Here is a 17,606-nt window from a genome sequence, read left to right on the forward strand (position 1 = left end):
GGGGCACAAGACCCTGCCGCCAGAGATACACAAAAATTAGAACGTAGAGGAGCACAACATGTACAAGTCCAGCCTGGCCGTGGCCGTGGCACTGGGGGTTTTCGCCCAAACAGCAGGCGCTGCCGGTTTCGTGGAAGACAGCAAACTGTCCCTCAGCTCGCGCACCATGTATTTCAACAACGACAACCGCGATGGCGGTGCTGACAACCGCGAGTCGGGTCAGGGCTTCAAGCTCGATTACATCTCTGGTTTCACTGAAGGCACCGTTGGTTTTGGTGTCGATGCCCAGGCCTTGTGGGGTATCCACCTGGACGGTGGCCGTGGCAAACACCCTGACAATAGCAGCTTCTTCCCAAGCGACTCGGACGGCTCGGCCGCTAGCCAGTGGGCACGTTTTGGCGCCAACGCCAAGGCTCGCTTCTCCAAGACCGAAGTGCACTTCGGTAGCGCCCTGGCGCCAAACCTGCCGATCCTGGTCTCCAACGACGGGCGTCTGCTGCCGCAAACCTTCGAGGGTGGCACCATCCAGTCGAAGGAAATCGACAACCTGACCATCAACGCCGGTCAGCTGACCCACGCCATGGGTCGTGCGTCGAGCAACCGTACCGGCCTGTCGGTCGCTGGCGCCACTGCCGACAGCAACAAGTTCCGCTACGGCGGCCTGGACTACAAGCTCACTCCAGACCTGACCCTGCAGTACTACTACTCGAACCTGGAAGACTTCTACAAGCAGCACTTCCTGGGTGCCACCCACGTCTTCAAGATCGCCGACGACCAGTCGTTCAAGACCGACCTGCGCTACTTCGACAGCAGCAGTGACGGCAACAACGGTCACGGCGGTGGCTACAACTTCAGCAACAACGGTGGCTACGCCAAGAACACTGGCAAGGTCGACAACAAGACCTGGACCGCCATGTTCACTTACACCCTTGGTGGCCACGCGCTGATGCTCGGTCGTCAGCAAGTTAGCGATGACGGCGGTTTCGTCTGGCTGAACCAGGGCAACGTGGTTGACGGTAACGGTCGCCCTGAAGGCGCTGCCGGTTCCAGCTTCTACCTGTTCACCGACAGCATGATCAACCAGTTCGCCCGTGCCGGTGAGAACACCAACTTCGGCCAGTACTCGTATGATTTCGCCTCGCTTGGCGTTCCGGGCCTGAAGGCTTCGGTTTCCTACCTGCGCGGTGACGACATTCGCTACAAGAGCGGCCACGGCACCTACAACGAATGGGAACGTGACGCCCGCGTCGACTACACCATTCAGCAAGGTACCCTCAAAGGCCTGGGCTTCAGCCTGCGCCAGGGTGTGTACCGCGGTGGCAGCAACGAAGCCAGCGCGGACCAGGACCAGACTCGCTTCATCGTGAACTACACTTACAGCTTCCTGTAAGCCGTAGCGACACCAAAGAGCCTCGCCTAGTGCGAGGCTTTTTTACGTCAGAAACTTTGTATGCTTTATGGTTATAAATAAATTGTTATTTATTCTTTTTGTTTTTAAATCATTGCAGGCAAAGTTCATTCACACGCTGACCAGAACCCAGCCCAGGAGCCGCAGCCCATGAGCCTAAAACTCGGCGATATCGCCCCCGATTTCGAACAGGATTCCAGCGAAGGCAAGATCCGTTTCCACGAGTGGCTGGGTAACAGCTGGGGGGTGCTGTTCTCCCACCCGGCTGACTTCACCCCGGTATGCACCACTGAGCTGGGCCTGACTGCCAAGCTCAAGGACGAATTCGCCAAACGCGGAGTCAAGGCCATTGCCTTGTCGGTCGACCCGGTCGATTCGCACCACAAATGGATCGCCGACATCAACGAAACCCAGAACACCGTGGTCAATTTCCCGATCATCGCCGACGCCGACCGTAAGGTTTCAGACCTTTACGACCTGATCCATCCGAACGCCAGCGACACCCTGACCGTGCGCTCGCTGTTCGTGATCGACCCGAACAAGAAGGTGCGGCTGACCATCACCTACCCCGCCAGTACCGGGCGCAATTTCAATGAAATCCTGCGGGTGATCGACTCGCTGCAGCTGACTGACAACCACAAAGTGGCCACGCCAGGTAACTGGCAAGACGGCGACGACGTGGTGATCGTGCCTTCGCTCAAGGACGAAGAAGAGATCAAGCAGCGCTTCCCCAAAGGGTACCGGGCCGTCAAACCCTATCTGCGCCTGACCCCCCAGCCCAATCGTTAACGCATTCCTCGTTGCATCGCTCTTAGCCTCACAGGGATTTTCGGGCCGTTTCGACGGCCCTTTTTTTTAGCTGCAAGCTGCAAGCTGCAAGCAGAAGCAAAAGCAAGAGCAAGAGCAAGAGCAAGAGCAAGAGCAAGAGCAAGAGCAGGTCAGCTTGCGGCTTGTAGCTTGAAGCTTGAAGCTTGAAGCTTTAAACCAAGATGGAATAAACAAATGAAAAAATATGATTTCTAGATATATAAACCGACTGCTAATGTCACCCCCAACAGAACACAAGGAAGCGCTGCAATGTTGGTCGTCTCAATCGGTGGTAGCCCAAGTCCTCGTTCACGCTCCGGCGTGCTGCTGGAGCGTTCGCGCCAGTGGCTGCAGCATCGCGGCGTCGAAGTGGTGACGTTCCAGGTACGTGACTTCCCCGCCGAAGACCTGCTGCATGCCCGTTTCGACAGCCCGCAGGTACAGCACTTCCAGCAACTGGTGGCCCAGGCCGATGGCCTGATCGTCGCCACACCGGTGTACAAGGCATCGTTTGCCGGTGCTCTTAAAACCTTGCTCGACCTGCTGCCCGAGCGCGCTTTGGCACACAAGATCGTGTTGCCGATCGCCACCGGCGGCAGCATCGCCCACATGCTGGCGGTGGATTACGCACTCAAGCCCGTGCTATCTGCACTCAAGGCGCAAGAGACCCTGCAAGGGATCTTCGCTGACGACAGCCAAGTCGCTTACGCAGAGGGCAGCAAGCCTGCGCAACTGCTACCCGCGCTGGAAGAACGCCTGCAGGACTCGCTGGAAACCTTCCACGTTGCCCTGGCCCGTCGGCCGCGCCCCGTGGCCCCCGGTGTACTGAACGAACGCCTGCTCAGTGCTCGCTGGAGCATCTGACCGGTTTTATCCGCTTCACCACCTTACTCGCCCGCCAACGAGGCAAGCAGGTGCAACCCGAACCCTATCGCACAGGAGAGCGCCATGCGCACAGTCTTCTTGCGTCGCGGTCTGGTCGCCCTGTTCGCGGCGGCTGTGTCCTTCGGCGCTATCACCCAAGCCCAGGCCGAGAGCCTGCGGATCGGTTATCAGAAATACGGCACCCTGGTGCTGCTCAAGGCCAAGGGCACGCTGGAGAAGCGCCTGGCCGAGCAGGGCGTACAGGTGCAGTGGACCGAGTTTCCCGGCGGCCCGCAGCTGCTTGAAGGGCTGAACGTCGGCTCGATCGATTTTGGCGTCACCGGTGAAACACCACCGGTATTCGCCCAGGCCGCCGGCGCCGACCTGCTCTATGTGGCCTACGAACCGCCCGCGCCGCACAGCGAAGCGATTCTCGTGCCCAAGGGTTCGCCGGTACAGTCGGTGAAGGACCTCAAAGGCAAGAAAGTCGCCCTCAACAAAGGCTCCAATGTGCACTACCTGCTGGTGCGTGCACTGCAAGACGCGGGCCTGCAGTACAGCGACATCCAGCCGGTTTACCTGCCGCCGGCCGACGCCCGAGCAGCCTTCGAGCGCGGCAGTGTCGACGCCTGGGTGATCTGGGACCCGTACCAGGCCGCCGCCGAGCAACAGCTGCAGGCGCGCACCCTGCGTGACGGCAAGGGCCTGGTCGACAACCATCAGTTCTATCTCGCTACCCGCAACTACGCGACCGAGCACCCAGCGGTGATCAACACCGTTATCGAGCAAGTGCGCGCCGTGGGCGAGTGGTCGCAGGCCAACCCGCAGGAAGTCACCGACCAAGTGGCGCCGCTGCTCGGCTTGCCTGCCGACATCACTTCGACCTCGGTCAAACGCCAAGGCTACGGCGCCGCGCCTCTGACCCCGCAGGTAGTGGCGGCGCAGCAGAAGATCGCCGACACCTTCCAGGCGCTCAAGCTGATACCCAAGCCGTTGAGCATCAAGGATGTGATCTGGACACCCCCGGCCAAGGTCGCTAGCGCGCCTTGAATGATACGCCATGCCGGGGCACCGCCCCGGCTCGTGCCCCCCTTGAGGAGACAACTCCAATGAGTCTGAACATTTTCTGGTTCCTGCCCACCCACGGTGACGGCAAGTACCTGGGCACTGCCGATGGCGCCCGCGCGGTCGACCACGGCTACCTGCAACAGATCGCGCAAGCTGCCGACCGGCTTGGTTTTGGTGGGGTATTGATCCCGACCGGGCGCTCTTGCGAGGACTCCTGGTTGGTCGCGGCCTCGCTGATCCCCGTGACCCAGCGCCTGAAGTTTCTGGTGGCCCTGCGCCCCGGCATCATCTCGCCAACCGTGGCTGCTCGGCAGGCAGCCACCCTCGATCGCCTGTCCAACGGCCGGGCGCTGTTCAACCTGGTCACCGGTGGCGACCCGGACGAGCTGGCCGGTGACGGCCTGCACCTGAACCACCAGCAGCGCTACGAGGCGTCGGTCGAGTTCACCCGTATCTGGCGCAAGGTGCTGGAAGGCGAAAACGTCGATTATGACGGCAAGCACATTCAGGTGAAGGGCGCCAAGCTGCTTTATCCGCCGATTCAGCAGCCCCGCCCGCCGCTGTATTTCGGCGGTTCTTCAGAAGCTGCCCAAGACCTGGCGGCTGAACAGGTCGAGTTGTACCTGACGTGGGGTGAGCCACCGGCAGCCGTGGCCGAGAAGATCGCCCAAGTGCGCAAAAAGGCCGCTGCTCAAGGCCGCGAAGTACGTTTCGGTATCCGCCTGCACGTGATCGTGCGCGAAACCAACGAAGAAGCCTGGGCCGCCGCCGACCGCCTGATTTCGCACTTGGACGATGACACCATTGCCCGTGCGCAGGCCTCGCTGGCGCGCTTCGACTCGGTGGGCCAGCAGCGCATGGCCGCCCTGCACGGCGGTAACCGCGACAACCTGGAAGTCAGCCCCAACCTGTGGGCGGGTGTTGGCCTGGTGCGTGGCGGTGCGGGTACCGCGCTGGTCGGTGATGGCCCGACCGTGGCCGCGCGGGTCAAAGAGTACGCCGAGCTGGGCATCGATACCTTCATCTTCTCCGGCTACCCGCACCTGGAAGAGTCGTACCGAGTGGCCGAGCTGCTGTTCCCGCACATTGACGTGAACCGCCCGGAACAACCCAAGGCGGGTGGCTACGTGAGCCCGTTCGGCGAGATGGTAGCCAACGACATCCTGCCCAAGTCCGTCGCGCAGAGCTGAGGGCCAGGCCATGAGTCGTGCAACTTCCAACAACCTTGCCCAGCGGCTGGCGCCATGGGCGCTGCCGGTGCTGCTGCTGGCCGCCTGGCAGCTGGCGGTCAGTGCTGGCTGGCTGTCGACGCGCATCTTGCCGGCGCCTGGCGCCGTGGTCAGTGCTGGCGTCGAGCTGGTGCGTAGCGGTGACATCTGGACCCACCTGGCCATCAGTGGCTGGCGTGCCGGGCTGGGCTTCGTCATCGGCGGCAGCATCGGCCTGGTGCTGGGCTTCATCACGGGCCTTTCGAACTGGGGCGAGCGCCTGCTCGACAGCTCGGTGCAGATGATACGCAACGTGCCGCACCTGGCGCTGATCCCGCTGGTGATCCTGTGGTTTGGTATCGATGAGTCGGCGAAGATCTTCCTGGTCGCGCTGGGCACGTTGTTCCCGATCTACCTGAACACCTACCACGGCATTCGCAATGTGGACCCGGCGCTGGTGGAAATGGCCCGCAGTTATGGGTTGTCCGGCTTCAGCCTGTTCCGCCAGGTGATCCTGCCGGGGGCGCTGCCGTCGATCCTGGTGGGCGTGCGCTTTGCCCTGGGCTTCATGTGGCTGACCCTGATCGTTGCCGAAACCATCTCGGCCAACGCGGGCATCGGCTACCTGGCCATGAACGCCCGTGAATTCCTGCAGACCGACGTGGTGGTGCTGGCCATCGTTTTGTACGCCGTGCTCGGCAAGCTCGCCGACCTGGCCGCCCGTGGCCTGGAGCGTGTGTGGTTGCGCTGGCACCCAGCCTATCAAGTGGCGAAGAAGGAGGGCGCATGACCGTGCTCAAGGAACAGCCGCCACGCCTGCTGCGTGGCATACCGCTGGCCGCCAACGGCTTGCGCAAGGCCTTTGGCCAGCGCGAAGTATTGAAGGGTATCGACCTGCACATTCCGGCGGGCCAGTTCGTGGCCATTGTCGGCCGCAGCGGCTGCGGCAAGAGCACCTTGCTGCGTTTGCTGGCCGGGCTCGACCAGCCCACTGCTGGGCAGTTGCTGGCCGGTGCCGCGCCGCTGGACGAAGCGCGCGAAGAAACCCGCCTGATGTTCCAGGACGCACGCCTGCTGCCTTGGAAGAAGGTGATCGACAACGTGGGCCTGGGCCTGTCTGGCGACTGGCGCTCGCGAGCGCTGGATGCCCTGGAGGCGGTTGGCCTGGCCGACCGCGCCAATGAGTGGCCGGCGGCGCTTTCGGGTGGCCAGAAGCAGCGCGTGGCGCTGGCCCGGGCACTGATCCACCAGCCGCGCCTGCTGTTGCTGGACGAGCCGTTGGGCGCGCTGGATGCCCTGACCCGTATCGAGATGCAGCAACTGATCGAACGCCTGTGGCGTCAGCACGGTTTCACCGTGCTGCTGGTTACCCACGATGTCAGCGAGGCGGTTGCCGTGGCTGACCGGGTGATCCTGATCGAAGGCGGCGAGGTCGGGCTCGACCTCACTGTCGACCTGGCACGGCCTAGGGCGCGTGGTTCGCACCGCCTGGCTGCGCTGGAAAGCGAAGTGCTCAACCGTGTGCTGTCGGCCCCGGGCGCTGCGCCCGAGCCGGATCCTGTAGCCCCTCTGCCCACGCAACTGCGTTGGGCGCACTGAACCCCAGAAGCCAAAAGGAAGCCAATCATGACTATCAAAGCCATCAACGTGCGCAACCAGTTCAAAGGCACTGTGAAAGAAATCCTCGAAGGGCCGGTACTGTCGGAAATCGACGTGCAGACGGCTTCGGGCATCGTCACTTCGGTGATCACTACCCGCTCCGTGCGTGAGCTGGAGCTGCAGGTGGGCAGTGAAGTGATTGCCTTTGTGAAGTCGACGGAAGTGTCTATTGCCAAGCTGTGATGAAAGTGGCCCTTGTAACGCTTAACTCGCGGGGCTGCTTTGCAGCCCGATCGCGACACAAGGCCGCTCCTACAGGTACTGCACAGGTTTTCGGCCTTGTGCCTTTCCCTGTGGGCGCCGGCTTGCCGGCGGTGAGGCCACCAACTTCAACGCTTGATTAGAAACGGCGGCAGATACAACCCCAGATACGCCTCGAATACCCGCTTGCCTTCCTCGGCCATACGCGGGGTGATCGCCTCATGCAGCTGCACCGAGCGCGCATACACCCGGTCGCTGAGCTCCATGGCCAGGGCAAACACATCCACATCCAGCGGCATCACTGGCAGGTGGAAATGCTGGTCGAACAACTTGTACATCAGGTCGCCCAGTTCCATGTCGTGCTGCCGATCGGCTTGCACCACTTCACTCAGCCCGTGCTGGGCAAGAATCAGCTGCCGCGCTGCTGCATCCTGGTTGTAGATATCCAGCATGCGCTGCTCGATCAGCCGTGACAGCTCATGCCAGGTACTGAACGCCTGGCTGTCGATCGGTGCCCTCAGAGCCTCACGGAAAGCCCGGTGCACGTCGGCGGTCAACGCCTCGAGCAACGCCGGCACGCTGGCGAAGAAGTGATAGATCGACGACGGCGGAATCTGCGCACGCTCGGCCACGCTGTAGATCGACATTGCCGCCACCCCCACCTCGGCCAGCAGTTCGCGGGCAGCCGCCAGGATCGCTTCGATCCTGGCCTGGCTGCTGGCGCGCGGTTTGCGCGGGGTAGCGGTACGCGTCATCAGTTGCTGATCGCCAGGATGCTGGCTTGATAGGCACCCACGAACAGGTCGAAATCACCGACTTCTTCCTGCTCCAGCTCGGCCTGCCTGGCCAGCGACTCGCGGGCCAGCGTCTCGTAGGTTTGTTGCTGCTCCTGGCTCAGCGGCTGTTCACGGAAGGTCTCGGCGTGAATACGGCTCTGGCGCAGCGAAAACTGCACGAAGCTTTCGTCATGCTCGGTCATGCGCGCCAGCACCTGGGCCGAAGGCGTCAGCGAGGCGTCATCGACCTTGGCCTGTTGCGCATCCAGCGCCTTGCTGTGGGCGTCGGTATCTTCGGCCTGGTCCAGTAGCTCGGCCAACTGCCGAATACGCTCGATCAGCTCGCCGGCCCACACCTTCAGGCTGACCGGCTGGCCGTTGCGCTGCAATTCCAGGCCCGGGCGGCGACCTTCCTTGACCACGGCTAGGAAGTTGCTGGTGCACTGGCCACACTCGGCATTGCCCAGTTGCGGGCTTTCTTCCAGGGCACAGAACAGCAGGAATGCATCGAGGAAGCGCGCCTCGGTCAGGTCGATGCCCACTGGCAGGAACGGGTTGATGTCCAGGCAGCGCACTTCCACATACTGCACGCCGCGAGAAGTCAGGGCCTGGATCGGCCGCTCGCCGGTATAGGTGACGCGCTTGGGGCGTATGTTCGAGTAGTACTCGTTTTCGATCTGCAGGATGTTGGTATTCAGTTGTACCCACTCACCGTCGACGTGCGTGCCGACCTCGACATAGGGCGGGTAGGGCGTGCCCACCGCCTTGCGCAGGCTGTCGGTGTAGCTGGCCAGGTTGTTGTAGCAAGGCGTGAGGCCCGCCTGGGCGTTGCTCTGGTAGCCCAGGTCGCTCATGCGCAGGCTGGTGGCGTAGGGCAGGTACAGGGTTTCGGCGTCCAGCTCTTCGAGCTGGTGCGGGCGGCCACGCATGAAGCCTTTGTCCAGGGCCGGCGAGGCGCCAAACAGGTACATCAACAACCAGCTGTAGCGGCGGAAGTTGCGGATCAGCGCAATGTAGGCCGAAGACTGATAGTCGCGGTCGGGCTCGCTGCTGCCTTCGGCAGCACGCAGCAAAGGCCACAGAGCCTCTGGCAGCGAGAAGTTGTAATGAATGCCGGCGATGCACTGCATGGTGCGGCCATAGCGCAAGGCCAGGCCTTTGCGGTAGACGTGCTTGAGCTTGCCGATGTTCGAGCTGCCGTACTCGGCGATCGGGATGTCCTCTTCGGCCGGCAACGTGCATGGCATCGATGGGCTCCACAGGTACTCGTCGCCCAGCTTGCTGTAGACGAAACGGTGGGTCTGTTCGAGGCTTTCGAGCACTTTAGCCGGGTCGGCCAGCGCGGGGGTGATGAACTCCAGCAGCGACTCGGAATAGTCAGTGGTGATCTGCTCGTTGGTCAGCGCCGACCCCAGTGCATCCGGGTGCGGGGTCTGGGCCAGGCGACCTTCGTCGGTCACGCGCAGGCATTCGCGCTCAATACCGTGCAGGCACTGCTTGAGCAGGGGAAGATTGGCGCCGAGCAGGCTCAGGCGGCGGTTGAGGAGTTCGCTCAAGATGTATTCCTTCACGCGTCAGTCGCCCCAATATGGGGGTAGAGATAACGGTCTACAAGGGTAGGGAGAAAGGAACTGGCGTTGTCGCCTGGTTTACGCGGATCCAGCAGTGCCAGCGCACTGCTGAAAATACCGCAGATACTGCTTGGTGAGCTAGAGAACCGCAAAGGTTCCTTGCGCCTTGGCCACCAGTTTGTCGCCCTGGACTACGTCGGCGTCGACCACCAGGGTACGCCGCCCGGCATGCAGCACGCGGGCGGTGCACAGGACCTCGCCGTCACTGACGGCGCGCATGTAGTTGATCTTGCATTCGATGGTGACGCTTTGCTGGTCAAAGCCATGGTTGGCCGAACAGGCCAGGCCCATGGCGATATCCACCAGGCTGAAAATAGCCCCGCCGTGCAGCTTCTGGCCACGGTTGCGCAACTGCGGCTGCAGCGCCAGGGCGACCTCGGCAACGCCGGGCTCCAGGCGTTGCAGGCGGCAGCCAAGGAGCTGGCTGAAGGCGCTTTCGACATATTCGCGTGGTATGTCCATCACTTCTTCTTCAGCTGCTTGGCGTTGGCGAACAGCGCGGCCATGGCGTTGTTGGCCGGGGCCGCGGTGGCGGTTTCACGTTGGCGCGGCGCCTGTTGCTGGCGGTTGCCTGCCGGGCCACGGTTACCGCCGCGGTTGCCTTCGACCTTTTCGCCCGGGGTGTCGCTCATGCGCATCGACAAGCCCACGCGCTTGCGCGGGATGTCCACCTCCATGACCTTGACCTTGACCACGTCGCCGGCCTTGACCGCCTCGCGCGGGTCCTTGACGAACTTCTCCGACAGCGCCGAGATATGCACCAGGCCGTCCTGGTGTACGCCGATATCGACGAAGGCACCGAAGTTGGTGACGTTGGTCACCACGCCTTCGAGGATCATGCCTGGCTCCAGGTCCTTGAGGTCTTCGACGCCATCCTGGAAGGTGGCGGTCTTGAATTCAGGGCGTGGGTCGCGGCCGGGTTTGTCCAGCTCCTGCAGGATGTCGGTCACGGTCGGCAGGCCGAAGGTTTCGTCGGTGAAACGCTTGGGGTCCAGGCGCTTGAGGAAGCTGCTGTCGCCGATCAGCGAGCGAATGTCGCGGTCGGTATCGGCGGCGATGCGCTGGACCAAGGGGTAGGCTTCGGGGTGAACCGCCGAGGCGTCCAGCGGGTTGTCGCCGTTCATCACCCGCAGGAAGCCGGCAGCCTGCTCGAAGGTTTTCTCGCCCAGGCGGCTGACCTTTTTCAGCGCCGCGCGGGTGGCGAACGGGCCGTTGGCGTCGCGGTGCGCGACGATGTTCTGTGCCAGCGTGGCGTTAAGCCCGGAGATGCGCGTCAGCAACGCCACCGAGGCGGTATTCACATCCACGCCCACGGCGTTCACGCAGTCCTCGACCACAGCGTCCAGGCCACGGGCCAGTTTCAACTGCGAGACGTCGTGCTGGTACTGGCCAACGCCGATGGATTTCGGGTCGATCTTCACCAGTTCGGCCAACGGGTCCTGCAGGCGGCGGGCAATCGATACGGCGCCACGGATCGATACGTCCAGGTCCGGGAATTCGCGGGCGGCCAGTTCCGAGGCCGAGTACACCGACGCGCCGGCTTCGGAAACCATGACCTTGGTGATTTTCAGGGCTGGATATTTCTTGACCAGTTCGGCGACCAGCTTGTCGCTTTCGCGGCTGGCGGTACCGTTGCCGATGGCAATCAGCTCCACCGAGTGCTTGGCGCACAGCGCGGCCATGATGGCGAGGGTCCGGTCCCAGTCGTTTTTCGGGGCGTGCGGGTAGACCGTGGTGTGGTCCAGCAGCTTGCCGGTGGCGTCGACCACGGCGATCTTGCAGCCAGTGCGCAGGCCAGGGTCGAAGCCCAGGGTGGCGCGCGGGCCGGCCGGGGCCGCCAACAGCAGGTCGTGCAGGTTGTGGGCGAACACGTTGATCGCCTCGCCTTCGGCGTTGTCGCGCAGTTCGCCGAACAGGTCGGTTTCCAGGTGGGTGTAGAGCTTGACCTTCCAGGTCCAGCGCACCACTTCAGCCAGCCATTTGTCGGCCGGGCGGCTGCGGTTCTCGATGCCGACGTGGTTGCTGATCATCAGTTCGCACGGGTGCAGGGTACCCGGCAGTTCTTCGCCGACTTTCAGCGAAGCGCTCAGCACGCCCTCGTTGCGCCCGCGGAAAATTGCCAGGGCGCGGTGCGAAGGGGCGGTGCGCAACAGCTCGTCATGGGCGAAGTAGTCGCGGAACTTGGCGCCTTCCTCTTCCTTGCCGGCCACCACGCGGGCACTGAGCACGGCTTCCTGCTTGAGGAAGCTGCGCAGTTTGTCGAGCAATGCGGCGTCTTCGGCAAAGCGCTCCATGAGGATGTATTTGGCGCCTTCCAGGGCGGCCTTCACGTCGGCCACGCCCTTGTCGGCATCGACGAAGCGTGCCGCTTCGCTTTCCGGGGTCAGTGACGGGTCGTTGAACAGGCCGTCGGCCAGCTCGCCGAGGCCGGCTTCGAGGGCGATCTGGCCCTTGGTGCGGCGCTTTTGCTTGTACGGCAGGTACAGGTCTTCGAGGCGGGTCTTGGTGTCGGCCAGCTTGATTTCGCGGGCCAGTTCCGGGGTCAGCTTGCCCTGTTCCTCGATGCTGGAGAGGATGCTGGCGCGGCGTTCGTCGAGTTCGCGCAGGTAGCGCAGGCGCTCTTCCAGATGGCGCAGCTGGGTGTCGTCCAGGCTACCGGTCACTTCCTTGCGGTAACGGGCGATGAAAGGCACGGTCGAGCCTTCGTCCAACAGGCCCACGGCCGCCTCGACCTGCTGGGGGCGTACGCCCAGTTCCTCGGCGATACGGCTGTTGATGCTGTCCATGTAAACCACCTGACATTTGTGAATACGGGGGTCGCCTATGGGCTTTCGCCCGGCGGCGCAGGATGAAAGCGGCGCATTATACCCATCGCAAACCGCTTGCGGTGATGGCGCCCGGCCAGTCGGAACTGGCGCCCGGGGAAAAATCTGCTAACAATGCTCACGGCACGCGTTGCAATGGCTACGCCATAATGCGCGGCGATCTCAGAGGAGTTATTCATGACCGGCACGCCGAACACCGCAGAAGGTGAAAAGATTCTCATCGTCGACGACGATCCAGGGCTGAGTAGCCTGCTGGAACGTTTTTTCACCAGCAAAGGCTACCGAGCCCGCGCGGTGCCCAACACCGAACAGATGGACCGCCTGCTGTCCCGCGAGGTGTTCAACCTGGTGGTGCTGGACCTGATGCTGCCGGGCGAAGACGGCCTGTCGGCGTGCAAGCGCCTGCGCCAGCACAACAACCAGATCCCGATCATCATGCTCACTGCCAAGGGTGACGAGCTCAGCCGCATCAAGGGCCTGGAGCTGGGTGCCGATGACTACCTGGGCAAGCCGTTCAACCCGGACGAGCTGATGGCCCGGGTCAAGGCCGTGCTGCGCCGCCAGGCACCCACCGTGCCAGGGGCACCGGGTAGCGAAGACGAGTCGGTCACCTTCGGCGACTACGAGTTGTCGCTGGCCACCCGCGAACTCAAGCGTGGCGACGAAGTGCACATGCTCACCACCGGTGAGTTCGCCGTGCTCAAGGCGCTGGTCATGCATGCCCGCGAGCCGCTGACCCGCGACAAGCTGATGAACCTGGCCCGTGGCCGTGAATGGGATGCCCTGGAGCGCTCCATCGACGTTCAGATTTCGCGCCTGCGGCGCATGATCGAGCCCGACCCGTCCAAGCCCCGCTACATCCAGACCGTGTGGGGCGTGGGCTACGTGTTCGTGCCGGACGGAAACGCCGGTAAGTGATGCCTGACCGTCGATGAAAACACCGCTCTGGTTTCCGCAAAGCTTCTTCGCCCGCACCCTGTGGCTGGTGTTGATCGTTGTCCTGTTCTCCAAGGCCCTGACCCTGGTCTACCTGCTGATGAACGAGGACGTACTGGTCGACCGGCAGTACAGCCACGGTGTGGCGCTGACTTTGCGCGCGTATTGGGCTGCCGACGAAGAAAACCGCGACAAGATCGCCGAGGCGGCAGGCCTCATTCGTGTGACCGGCTCGGGCGTGCCCGAAGGCGAGCAGCACTGGCCCTACAGCGAAATCTACCAACGCCAGATGCAGGCCGAGCTGGGCGAGGACACCGAAGTACGCCTGCGCATTCATGCGCCGCCGGCGCTGTGGGTAAATGCGCCGAGCCTGGGCCCGGGCTGGTTGAAGGTGCCGTTGTACCCGCACCCGCTACGCGGGCAGAAAATCTGGAACGTGCTGGGCTGGTTCCTGGCCATTGGCCTGTTGTCCACCGCTTCGGCGTGGATCTTCGTGCGGCAGTTGAACCAGCCGCTCAAGCGCCTGGTGTTCGCCGCCCGCCAGTTGGGCCAGGGGCGCAGCGTGCGGTTGCCGATCAGCGACACCCCCAGCGAGATGACCGAGGTGTACAGGGCCTTCAACCAGATGGCCGAAGACGTCGAGCAGGCTGGGCGTGAACGCGAGCTGATGCTGGCCGGGGTTTCGCATGACTTGCGTACACCGCTCACGCGCCTGCGTTTGTCGTTGTCGTTGCTCAACAGCGACAACGACCTGAGCGACGATATGGTCCGTGATATCGAAGACATGGACGCGATTCTCGACCAGTTCCTGGCGTTTATCCGTGATGGCCGGGACGAGCCGGTCGAAGAGGTCGACCTGGCGGACCTGGTGCGTGAGGTGGTCGCCCCCTACAATCAGCCGGAAGAACGTGTGCGCCTGTGCCTGGAGCCGATACCGCCGTTCCCGCTGCGCCGCGTGTCGCTCAAGCGCATGTTGGGCAACCTGATCGGCAACGCCTTGCACCACGCAGGCAAAGGGGTCGAGGTGGCAGCCTATGTCTCGGGTGACGAAAGTGCGCCGTACGTGGTGCTGAGCGTGCTGGACCGCGGTACCGGCATTGACGAGTCGGAGCTGGAAACCATCTTCAACCCGTTCATCCGGGGTGACCGGGCGCGGGGTGGCAAGGGGACCGGGTTGGGGTTGGCCATCGTCAAGCGTATTGCGGCGCAGCATGGCGGCAATGTCGAGCTACGCAACCGGTCCGGGGGCGGTATCGAGGCGCGGGTGCGGTTGCCGTTGGGGCTGTTGCTGCCGCGTAACGCTGTTTGAGTTTGGTTGGCTGTGCCGGCCCTGTCGCCGGCAAGCCAGCCCTCACAGGTCATGCACAAGGTCTGAAAACTATGCAGTACCTGTGGGCTTGTCGGCGCTAGGGCCGGGTGAATCAGCCTTTCCCTTTGGTCCGGGTCTGATTCGGCCCGCCATTCTTCTCCAGGTGCTCGATGATCATCCCGGCCACGTTCTTGCCAGTGGTCACTTCAATGCCTTCCAGGCCTGGCGATGAGTTCACCTCCATCACCAACGGCCCATGGTTGGAGCGCAGGATATCCACGCCCGCGACACTCAAACCCATCACCTTGGCTGCGCGAATCGCGGTGATGCGCTCTTCGGGGGTGATCTTGATCAGGCTGGCGACCCCGCCACGGTGCAGATTGGAGCGAAACTCACCGGGCTTGGCCTGGCGCTTCATCGAGGCAATCACCTTGTCCCCCACCACGAAGCAGCGGATGTCCGCACCGCCGGCCTCCTTGATGTACTCCTGCACCATGATGTTCTGCTTCAGGCCCATGAACGCCTCGATCACCGACTCGGCTGCCTGCGGGGTTTCGCACAGCACCACGCCGATACCCTGCGTGCCTTCCAGCACCTTGATCACCAGGGGGGCACCGTTGACCATGCGGATCAGGTCGGGAATATCGTCGGGCGAGTGGGCGAAACCGGTGATCGGCAGGCCAATACCGCGCCGTGACAACAGCTGCAGCGAGCGCAACTTGTCGCGCGAGCGGGCGATAGCCACCGACTCGTTGAGCGGGTACACGCCCATCATTTCAAACTGGCGCAGCACCGCACAGCCGTAGAAGGTTACCGAGGCGCCAATACGCGGGATCACGGCATCGAAACCTTCCAGCGGCTTGCCGCGGTAGTGGATCTGCGGCTTGTGGCTGGCAATGTTCATGTAGGCCCGCAAGGTATCGATCACCACCATTTCGTGGCCACGCTGAGTACCGGCTTCGACCAGGCGGCGGGTGGAATACAGACGCGGATTGCGCGACAGCACAGCGATCTTCATGCAGCACCTGTGACAGGGGAAAGGGTGGCCGGGAAGGCCGGTTTGTCTTGCACGTACTTTACGCCTGGGTTGACCACCAGCTGGCCCTGCACCAGGGCCTTCGAGCCGAGCAGCAGGCGGTAGCGCATGCTCTTGCGGCAGGCCAGGGTGAATTCGACCTCCCACACACGGTCACCCAACGCCAGTGGCGTGCGAATGACATAACGGGTCTGGGCATGCCCGTTAGAGCTGCGGATGATCTTTCTGTTCACCAAAGGTGCTTCGCAGCGGCGATGGCGCAACTGCACTACCGTGCCCAGGTGGGCGGTGAAGCGCACCCAGGGTTGGCCATTACGCTCGAAGGGTTCGATATCGGTGGCGTGCAGGCTGGAGGTACTGGCGCCGGTGTCGATCTTGGCGCGCAGCCCGGCCACACCGAGGTCGGGCAAGGCGACCCACTCACGCAGGCCGATCACAGTCAAATGGTCAAATGTCTTCACTAAGCACACCCTGCGAATGAGGTGGTGAACTGTAAGCACGGCGGGGACTTTTTGCATCCGTAAGTGAAGGTAGTACAGTTCGATGAAAGACAGAATCCGAGGTAACGCAATGGCACAAAAAGCCGAAGACGACGATAAGGTGCGCCTGGACAAATGGCTGTGGGCGGCTCGTTTCTACAAGACGCGGGCGTTGGCCAAGGCCGCGATCGAGAGCGGCAAGGTGCATTGCCGGGGCGAGCGTTGCAAGCCGGGCAAGGAGCCGCGCGTGGGCGACGAATTCGTGCTGCGTACCGGCTTCGATGAGCGCACCGTGGTGGTGAAGGCGTTGTCGGTGGTGCGGCGTGGGGCGCCCGAGGCGCAGACGCTGTACGAAGAAACCGAAGAGAGTGTGCGGCGCAGGGAGCAGGCAGCCGAAATGCGCAAGGCAGGGGCGACGGGGGTAACTACCGATGGCCGGCCAAACAAGAAGCAGCGGCGGCAGATTCACCAGCTGCATGGGAACTTCGAATAGCCGAGGCCGCTTCTACAAGGGTGCAGGCGGTGCTGTAGGAGCGGCCTCGTGTCGCGATGGGCTGCGCAGCAGCCCCCAGGGGTCTAGCGGACTACCGCCAACCGCCCGACCAACGGCAATTTCGCAGCAATCGAGAACAACGGCGCCGTCCAGCGCATCAGTGCCGCGCTACCCTTGGCCGCCAACGGCGTGTAATAGCTCCAGCCCAACGCCAGCACTGCCATCAGCAACCCGCCGATGTAGTCATCTTGCCCCCAGTGCGCGCCGGCCACCAGGCGCGGCAGCATGAACAGCACCGCCAGCGCCCAGATCACCACGAACTGCATCAGGCGGCGGCTGAACACGCTCATGAACAATGCCCAGATCAACAACACCGAGGCGTGGTCGCCGGGGAAACTCTTGCTGGAGCGGTCCTTCAGCTCCCACTTGGCTTCCAGGTGGGGGTAGTAGTCGCTCAGGTGCACCACGTCGTCGAACATCATCGAGGGGCTCTTGTGTTGCCAGCCCGCGGCATCCACCCACTTGGAAAACAGCGCGCGAATCACCACTAAGAGAAGCAGCGTGACCAGAAAGCCGAAAAACGCCTGGCGAACCTGCGCTGCCTTGAATACCCAATCACCGCGGATCAGCAGTGCCAGCAGGATCAGGCCGACCACGATGTCGAACGGGCGCATGCTGCCCACGGTCCAGATATAGCGCCAGGTGGTGTTGTCAGCCAACGGTGCATTGAGGCTGTGGAACAGCCACTCGTCGAAAGTCAGGCACAGGATCTGGCCAAAAGGCCATAACCAGAAACACAGTAGAGCGATCGGCAGCAGCGTGCAGGCTGCCAGCGGTCCCCAGGACCACCTTGCTTGGAACAGTGGTCGATTATCCATAAGATACCTCTATCTCCTATAAGGGAAA

18 protein-coding genes are annotated in these 17,606 nt (G+C 62.8%); 11 read left to right on the top strand and 7 right to left on the bottom strand.

The window, feature by feature from the left end:
* Positions 1-58: 58 nt before the first annotated feature.
* The 8 genes from L1P09_RS00965 (at position 59) to L1P09_RS01000 (ending at position 7,197) form a co-directional block, all read left to right on the top strand.
* Positions 59-1,390, top strand: a complete 1,332-nt coding sequence (locus L1P09_RS00965) for an OprD family porin (RefSeq protein WP_009682238.1) — start codon at positions 59-61, stop codon at positions 1,388-1,390.
* 168 nt (positions 1,391-1,558) lie between these two features.
* Complete coding sequence (locus tag L1P09_RS00970; protein ID WP_009682239.1) at positions 1,559-2,197, top strand: peroxiredoxin; 639 nt, start codon at positions 1,559-1,561, stop codon at positions 2,195-2,197.
* Positions 2,198-2,485: 288 nt separating this feature from the next.
* The gene (gene ssuE / locus L1P09_RS00975) at positions 2,486-3,079 is read left to right on the top strand and encodes an NADPH-dependent FMN reductase (RefSeq protein WP_029884767.1); all 594 of its coding nucleotides are present in this window, start codon (positions 2,486-2,488) and stop codon (positions 3,077-3,079) included.
* An 84-nt stretch (positions 3,080-3,163) separates the two neighbouring features.
* The gene (locus tag L1P09_RS00980; RefSeq protein ID WP_235768321.1) at positions 3,164-4,129 is read left to right on the top strand and encodes a sulfonate ABC transporter substrate-binding protein; all 966 of its coding nucleotides are present in this window, start codon (positions 3,164-3,166) and stop codon (positions 4,127-4,129) included.
* 59 nt (positions 4,130-4,188) lie between these two features.
* Complete coding sequence (gene ssuD / locus L1P09_RS00985) at positions 4,189-5,337, top strand: FMNH2-dependent alkanesulfonate monooxygenase (RefSeq protein WP_029884765.1); 1,149 nt, start codon at positions 4,189-4,191, stop codon at positions 5,335-5,337.
* Between the two features lie 10 nt (positions 5,338-5,347).
* The gene (ssuC, locus tag L1P09_RS00990; RefSeq protein ID WP_054905726.1) at positions 5,348-6,145 is read left to right on the top strand and encodes an aliphatic sulfonate ABC transporter permease SsuC; all 798 of its coding nucleotides are present in this window, start codon (positions 5,348-5,350) and stop codon (positions 6,143-6,145) included.
* Positions 6,142-6,954 (top strand): aliphatic sulfonates ABC transporter ATP-binding protein, encoded by an 813-nt coding sequence (ssuB, locus tag L1P09_RS00995; RefSeq protein ID WP_235768322.1) that lies wholly within the window; start codon positions 6,142-6,144, stop codon positions 6,952-6,954. The genes ssuC and ssuB overlap by 4 nt, the downstream gene beginning before the upstream one ends.
* 27 nt (positions 6,955-6,981) lie before the next feature.
* Positions 6,982-7,197, top strand: a complete 216-nt coding sequence (locus tag L1P09_RS01000) for a TOBE domain-containing protein (RefSeq protein ID WP_003255829.1) — start codon at positions 6,982-6,984, stop codon at positions 7,195-7,197.
* A 146-nt stretch (positions 7,198-7,343) separates the two neighbouring features.
* On the opposite strand, the gene L1P09_RS01005 is transcribed toward L1P09_RS01000, so the two are convergent.
* From L1P09_RS01005 to L1P09_RS01020, 4 genes are all read right to left on the bottom strand, one after another.
* Positions 7,344-7,970, bottom strand: a complete 627-nt coding sequence (locus L1P09_RS01005) for a TetR/AcrR family transcriptional regulator (RefSeq protein ID WP_235768323.1) — start codon at positions 7,968-7,970, stop codon at positions 7,344-7,346.
* The gene (gshA, locus tag L1P09_RS01010; protein ID WP_009682246.1) at positions 7,970-9,547 is read right to left on the bottom strand and encodes a glutamate--cysteine ligase; all 1,578 of its coding nucleotides are present in this window, start codon (positions 9,545-9,547) and stop codon (positions 7,970-7,972) included. Before gshA ends, L1P09_RS01005 begins: the two co-directional genes overlap by 1 nt.
* A 153-nt stretch (positions 9,548-9,700) precedes the next feature.
* On the bottom strand, positions 9,701-10,084 hold the full coding sequence (locus L1P09_RS01015) for a PaaI family thioesterase (RefSeq protein WP_009682247.1): 384 nt from the start codon (positions 10,082-10,084) through the stop codon (positions 9,701-9,703).
* Positions 10,084-12,408 carry a Tex family protein gene (locus L1P09_RS01020; RefSeq protein WP_235768324.1) on the bottom strand — a complete coding sequence of 775 codons (2,325 nt, stop codon included), beginning with the start codon at positions 12,406-12,408 and terminating at the stop codon, positions 10,084-10,086. The genes L1P09_RS01015 and L1P09_RS01020 overlap by 1 nt, the downstream gene beginning before the upstream one ends.
* 216 nt (positions 12,409-12,624) lie before the next feature.
* Between L1P09_RS01020 and ompR the strand changes: the two genes are divergently transcribed.
* Both ompR and L1P09_RS01030 read left to right on the top strand, forming a co-directional pair.
* The gene (ompR, locus tag L1P09_RS01025; RefSeq protein WP_009682249.1) at positions 12,625-13,365 is read left to right on the top strand and encodes an osmolarity response regulator transcription factor OmpR; all 741 of its coding nucleotides are present in this window, start codon (positions 12,625-12,627) and stop codon (positions 13,363-13,365) included.
* 13 nt (positions 13,366-13,378) lie between these two features.
* Positions 13,379-14,692 (top strand): ATP-binding protein, encoded by a 1,314-nt coding sequence (locus L1P09_RS01030; RefSeq protein ID WP_029887604.1) that lies wholly within the window; start codon positions 13,379-13,381, stop codon positions 14,690-14,692.
* A 112-nt stretch (positions 14,693-14,804) separates the two neighbouring features.
* Here L1P09_RS01030 and rimK read toward each other — a convergent pair whose 3' ends face one another.
* Positions 14,805-15,710 carry a 30S ribosomal protein S6--L-glutamate ligase gene (rimK, locus tag L1P09_RS01035; protein ID WP_009681234.1) on the bottom strand — a complete coding sequence of 302 codons (906 nt, stop codon included), beginning with the start codon at positions 15,708-15,710 and terminating at the stop codon, positions 14,805-14,807.
* A complete protein-coding gene (gene rimB / locus L1P09_RS01040; protein WP_009681235.1) occupies positions 15,707-16,189 on the bottom strand; it encodes a retropepsin-like aspartic endopeptidase RimB in 483 nt (160 codons plus the stop codon). Before rimB ends, rimK begins: the two co-directional genes overlap by 4 nt.
* Before the next feature lie 109 nt (positions 16,190-16,298).
* Here rimB and L1P09_RS01045 point away from each other — a divergent pair, with 109 nt between their 5' ends.
* On the top strand, positions 16,299-16,700 hold the full coding sequence (locus L1P09_RS01045) for an RNA-binding S4 domain-containing protein (RefSeq protein WP_054905722.1): 402 nt from the start codon (positions 16,299-16,301) through the stop codon (positions 16,698-16,700).
* A gap of 83 nt (positions 16,701-16,783) precedes the next feature.
* Here L1P09_RS01045 and L1P09_RS01050 read toward each other — a convergent pair whose 3' ends face one another.
* The gene (locus L1P09_RS01050) at positions 16,784-17,578 is read right to left on the bottom strand and encodes a phosphatase PAP2 family protein (protein ID WP_009681237.1); all 795 of its coding nucleotides are present in this window, start codon (positions 17,576-17,578) and stop codon (positions 16,784-16,786) included.
* Positions 17,579-17,606 lie beyond the last annotated feature (28 nt).

The sequence above is a fragment of the Pseudomonas juntendi genome, from assembly GCF_021560075.1.
GTDB classification, from domain to species: Bacteria; Pseudomonadota; Gammaproteobacteria; order Pseudomonadales; family Pseudomonadaceae; genus Aquipseudomonas; species Aquipseudomonas juntendi.

What these genes read in the sequence shown, in the direction of transcription:
- L1P09_RS01020 (WP_235768324.1), bottom strand. Translation starts at nt 12,408, where the DNA reads ATGGACAGCATCAACAGCCGTATCGCCGAGGAACTGGGCGTACGCCCC.
- L1P09_RS01015 (WP_009682247.1), bottom strand. Translation starts at nt 10,084, where the DNA reads ATGGACATACCACGCGAATATGTCGAAAGCGCCTTCAGCCAGCTCCTT.
- L1P09_RS01050 (WP_009681237.1), bottom strand. Translation starts at nt 17,578, where the DNA reads ATGGATAATCGACCACTGTTCCAAGCAAGGTGGTCCTGGGGACCGCTG.
- rimK (WP_009681234.1), bottom strand. Translation starts at nt 15,710, where the DNA reads ATGAAGATCGCTGTGCTGTCGCGCAATCCGCGTCTGTATTCCACCCGC.
- ssuD (WP_029884765.1), top strand. Translation starts at nt 4,189, where the DNA reads ATGAGTCTGAACATTTTCTGGTTCCTGCCCACCCACGGTGACGGCAAG.
- ssuE (WP_029884767.1), top strand. Translation starts at nt 2,486, where the DNA reads ATGTTGGTCGTCTCAATCGGTGGTAGCCCAAGTCCTCGTTCACGCTCC.
- ssuB (WP_235768322.1), top strand. Translation starts at nt 6,142, where the DNA reads ATGACCGTGCTCAAGGAACAGCCGCCACGCCTGCTGCGTGGCATACCG.
- L1P09_RS01000 (WP_003255829.1), top strand. Translation starts at nt 6,982, where the DNA reads ATGACTATCAAAGCCATCAACGTGCGCAACCAGTTCAAAGGCACTGTG.
- L1P09_RS01030 (WP_029887604.1), top strand. Translation starts at nt 13,379, where the DNA reads ATGAAAACACCGCTCTGGTTTCCGCAAAGCTTCTTCGCCCGCACCCTG.
- L1P09_RS01045 (WP_054905722.1), top strand. Translation starts at nt 16,299, where the DNA reads ATGGCACAAAAAGCCGAAGACGACGATAAGGTGCGCCTGGACAAATGG.
- ompR (WP_009682249.1), top strand. Translation starts at nt 12,625, where the DNA reads ATGACCGGCACGCCGAACACCGCAGAAGGTGAAAAGATTCTCATCGTC.
- L1P09_RS00980 (WP_235768321.1), top strand. Translation starts at nt 3,164, where the DNA reads ATGCGCACAGTCTTCTTGCGTCGCGGTCTGGTCGCCCTGTTCGCGGCG.
- ssuC (WP_054905726.1), top strand. Translation starts at nt 5,348, where the DNA reads ATGAGTCGTGCAACTTCCAACAACCTTGCCCAGCGGCTGGCGCCATGG.
- L1P09_RS00970 (WP_009682239.1), top strand. Translation starts at nt 1,559, where the DNA reads ATGAGCCTAAAACTCGGCGATATCGCCCCCGATTTCGAACAGGATTCC.
- L1P09_RS01005 (WP_235768323.1), bottom strand. Translation starts at nt 7,970, where the DNA reads ATGACGCGTACCGCTACCCCGCGCAAACCGCGCGCCAGCAGCCAGGCC.
- L1P09_RS00965 (WP_009682238.1), top strand. Translation starts at nt 59, where the DNA reads ATGTACAAGTCCAGCCTGGCCGTGGCCGTGGCACTGGGGGTTTTCGCC.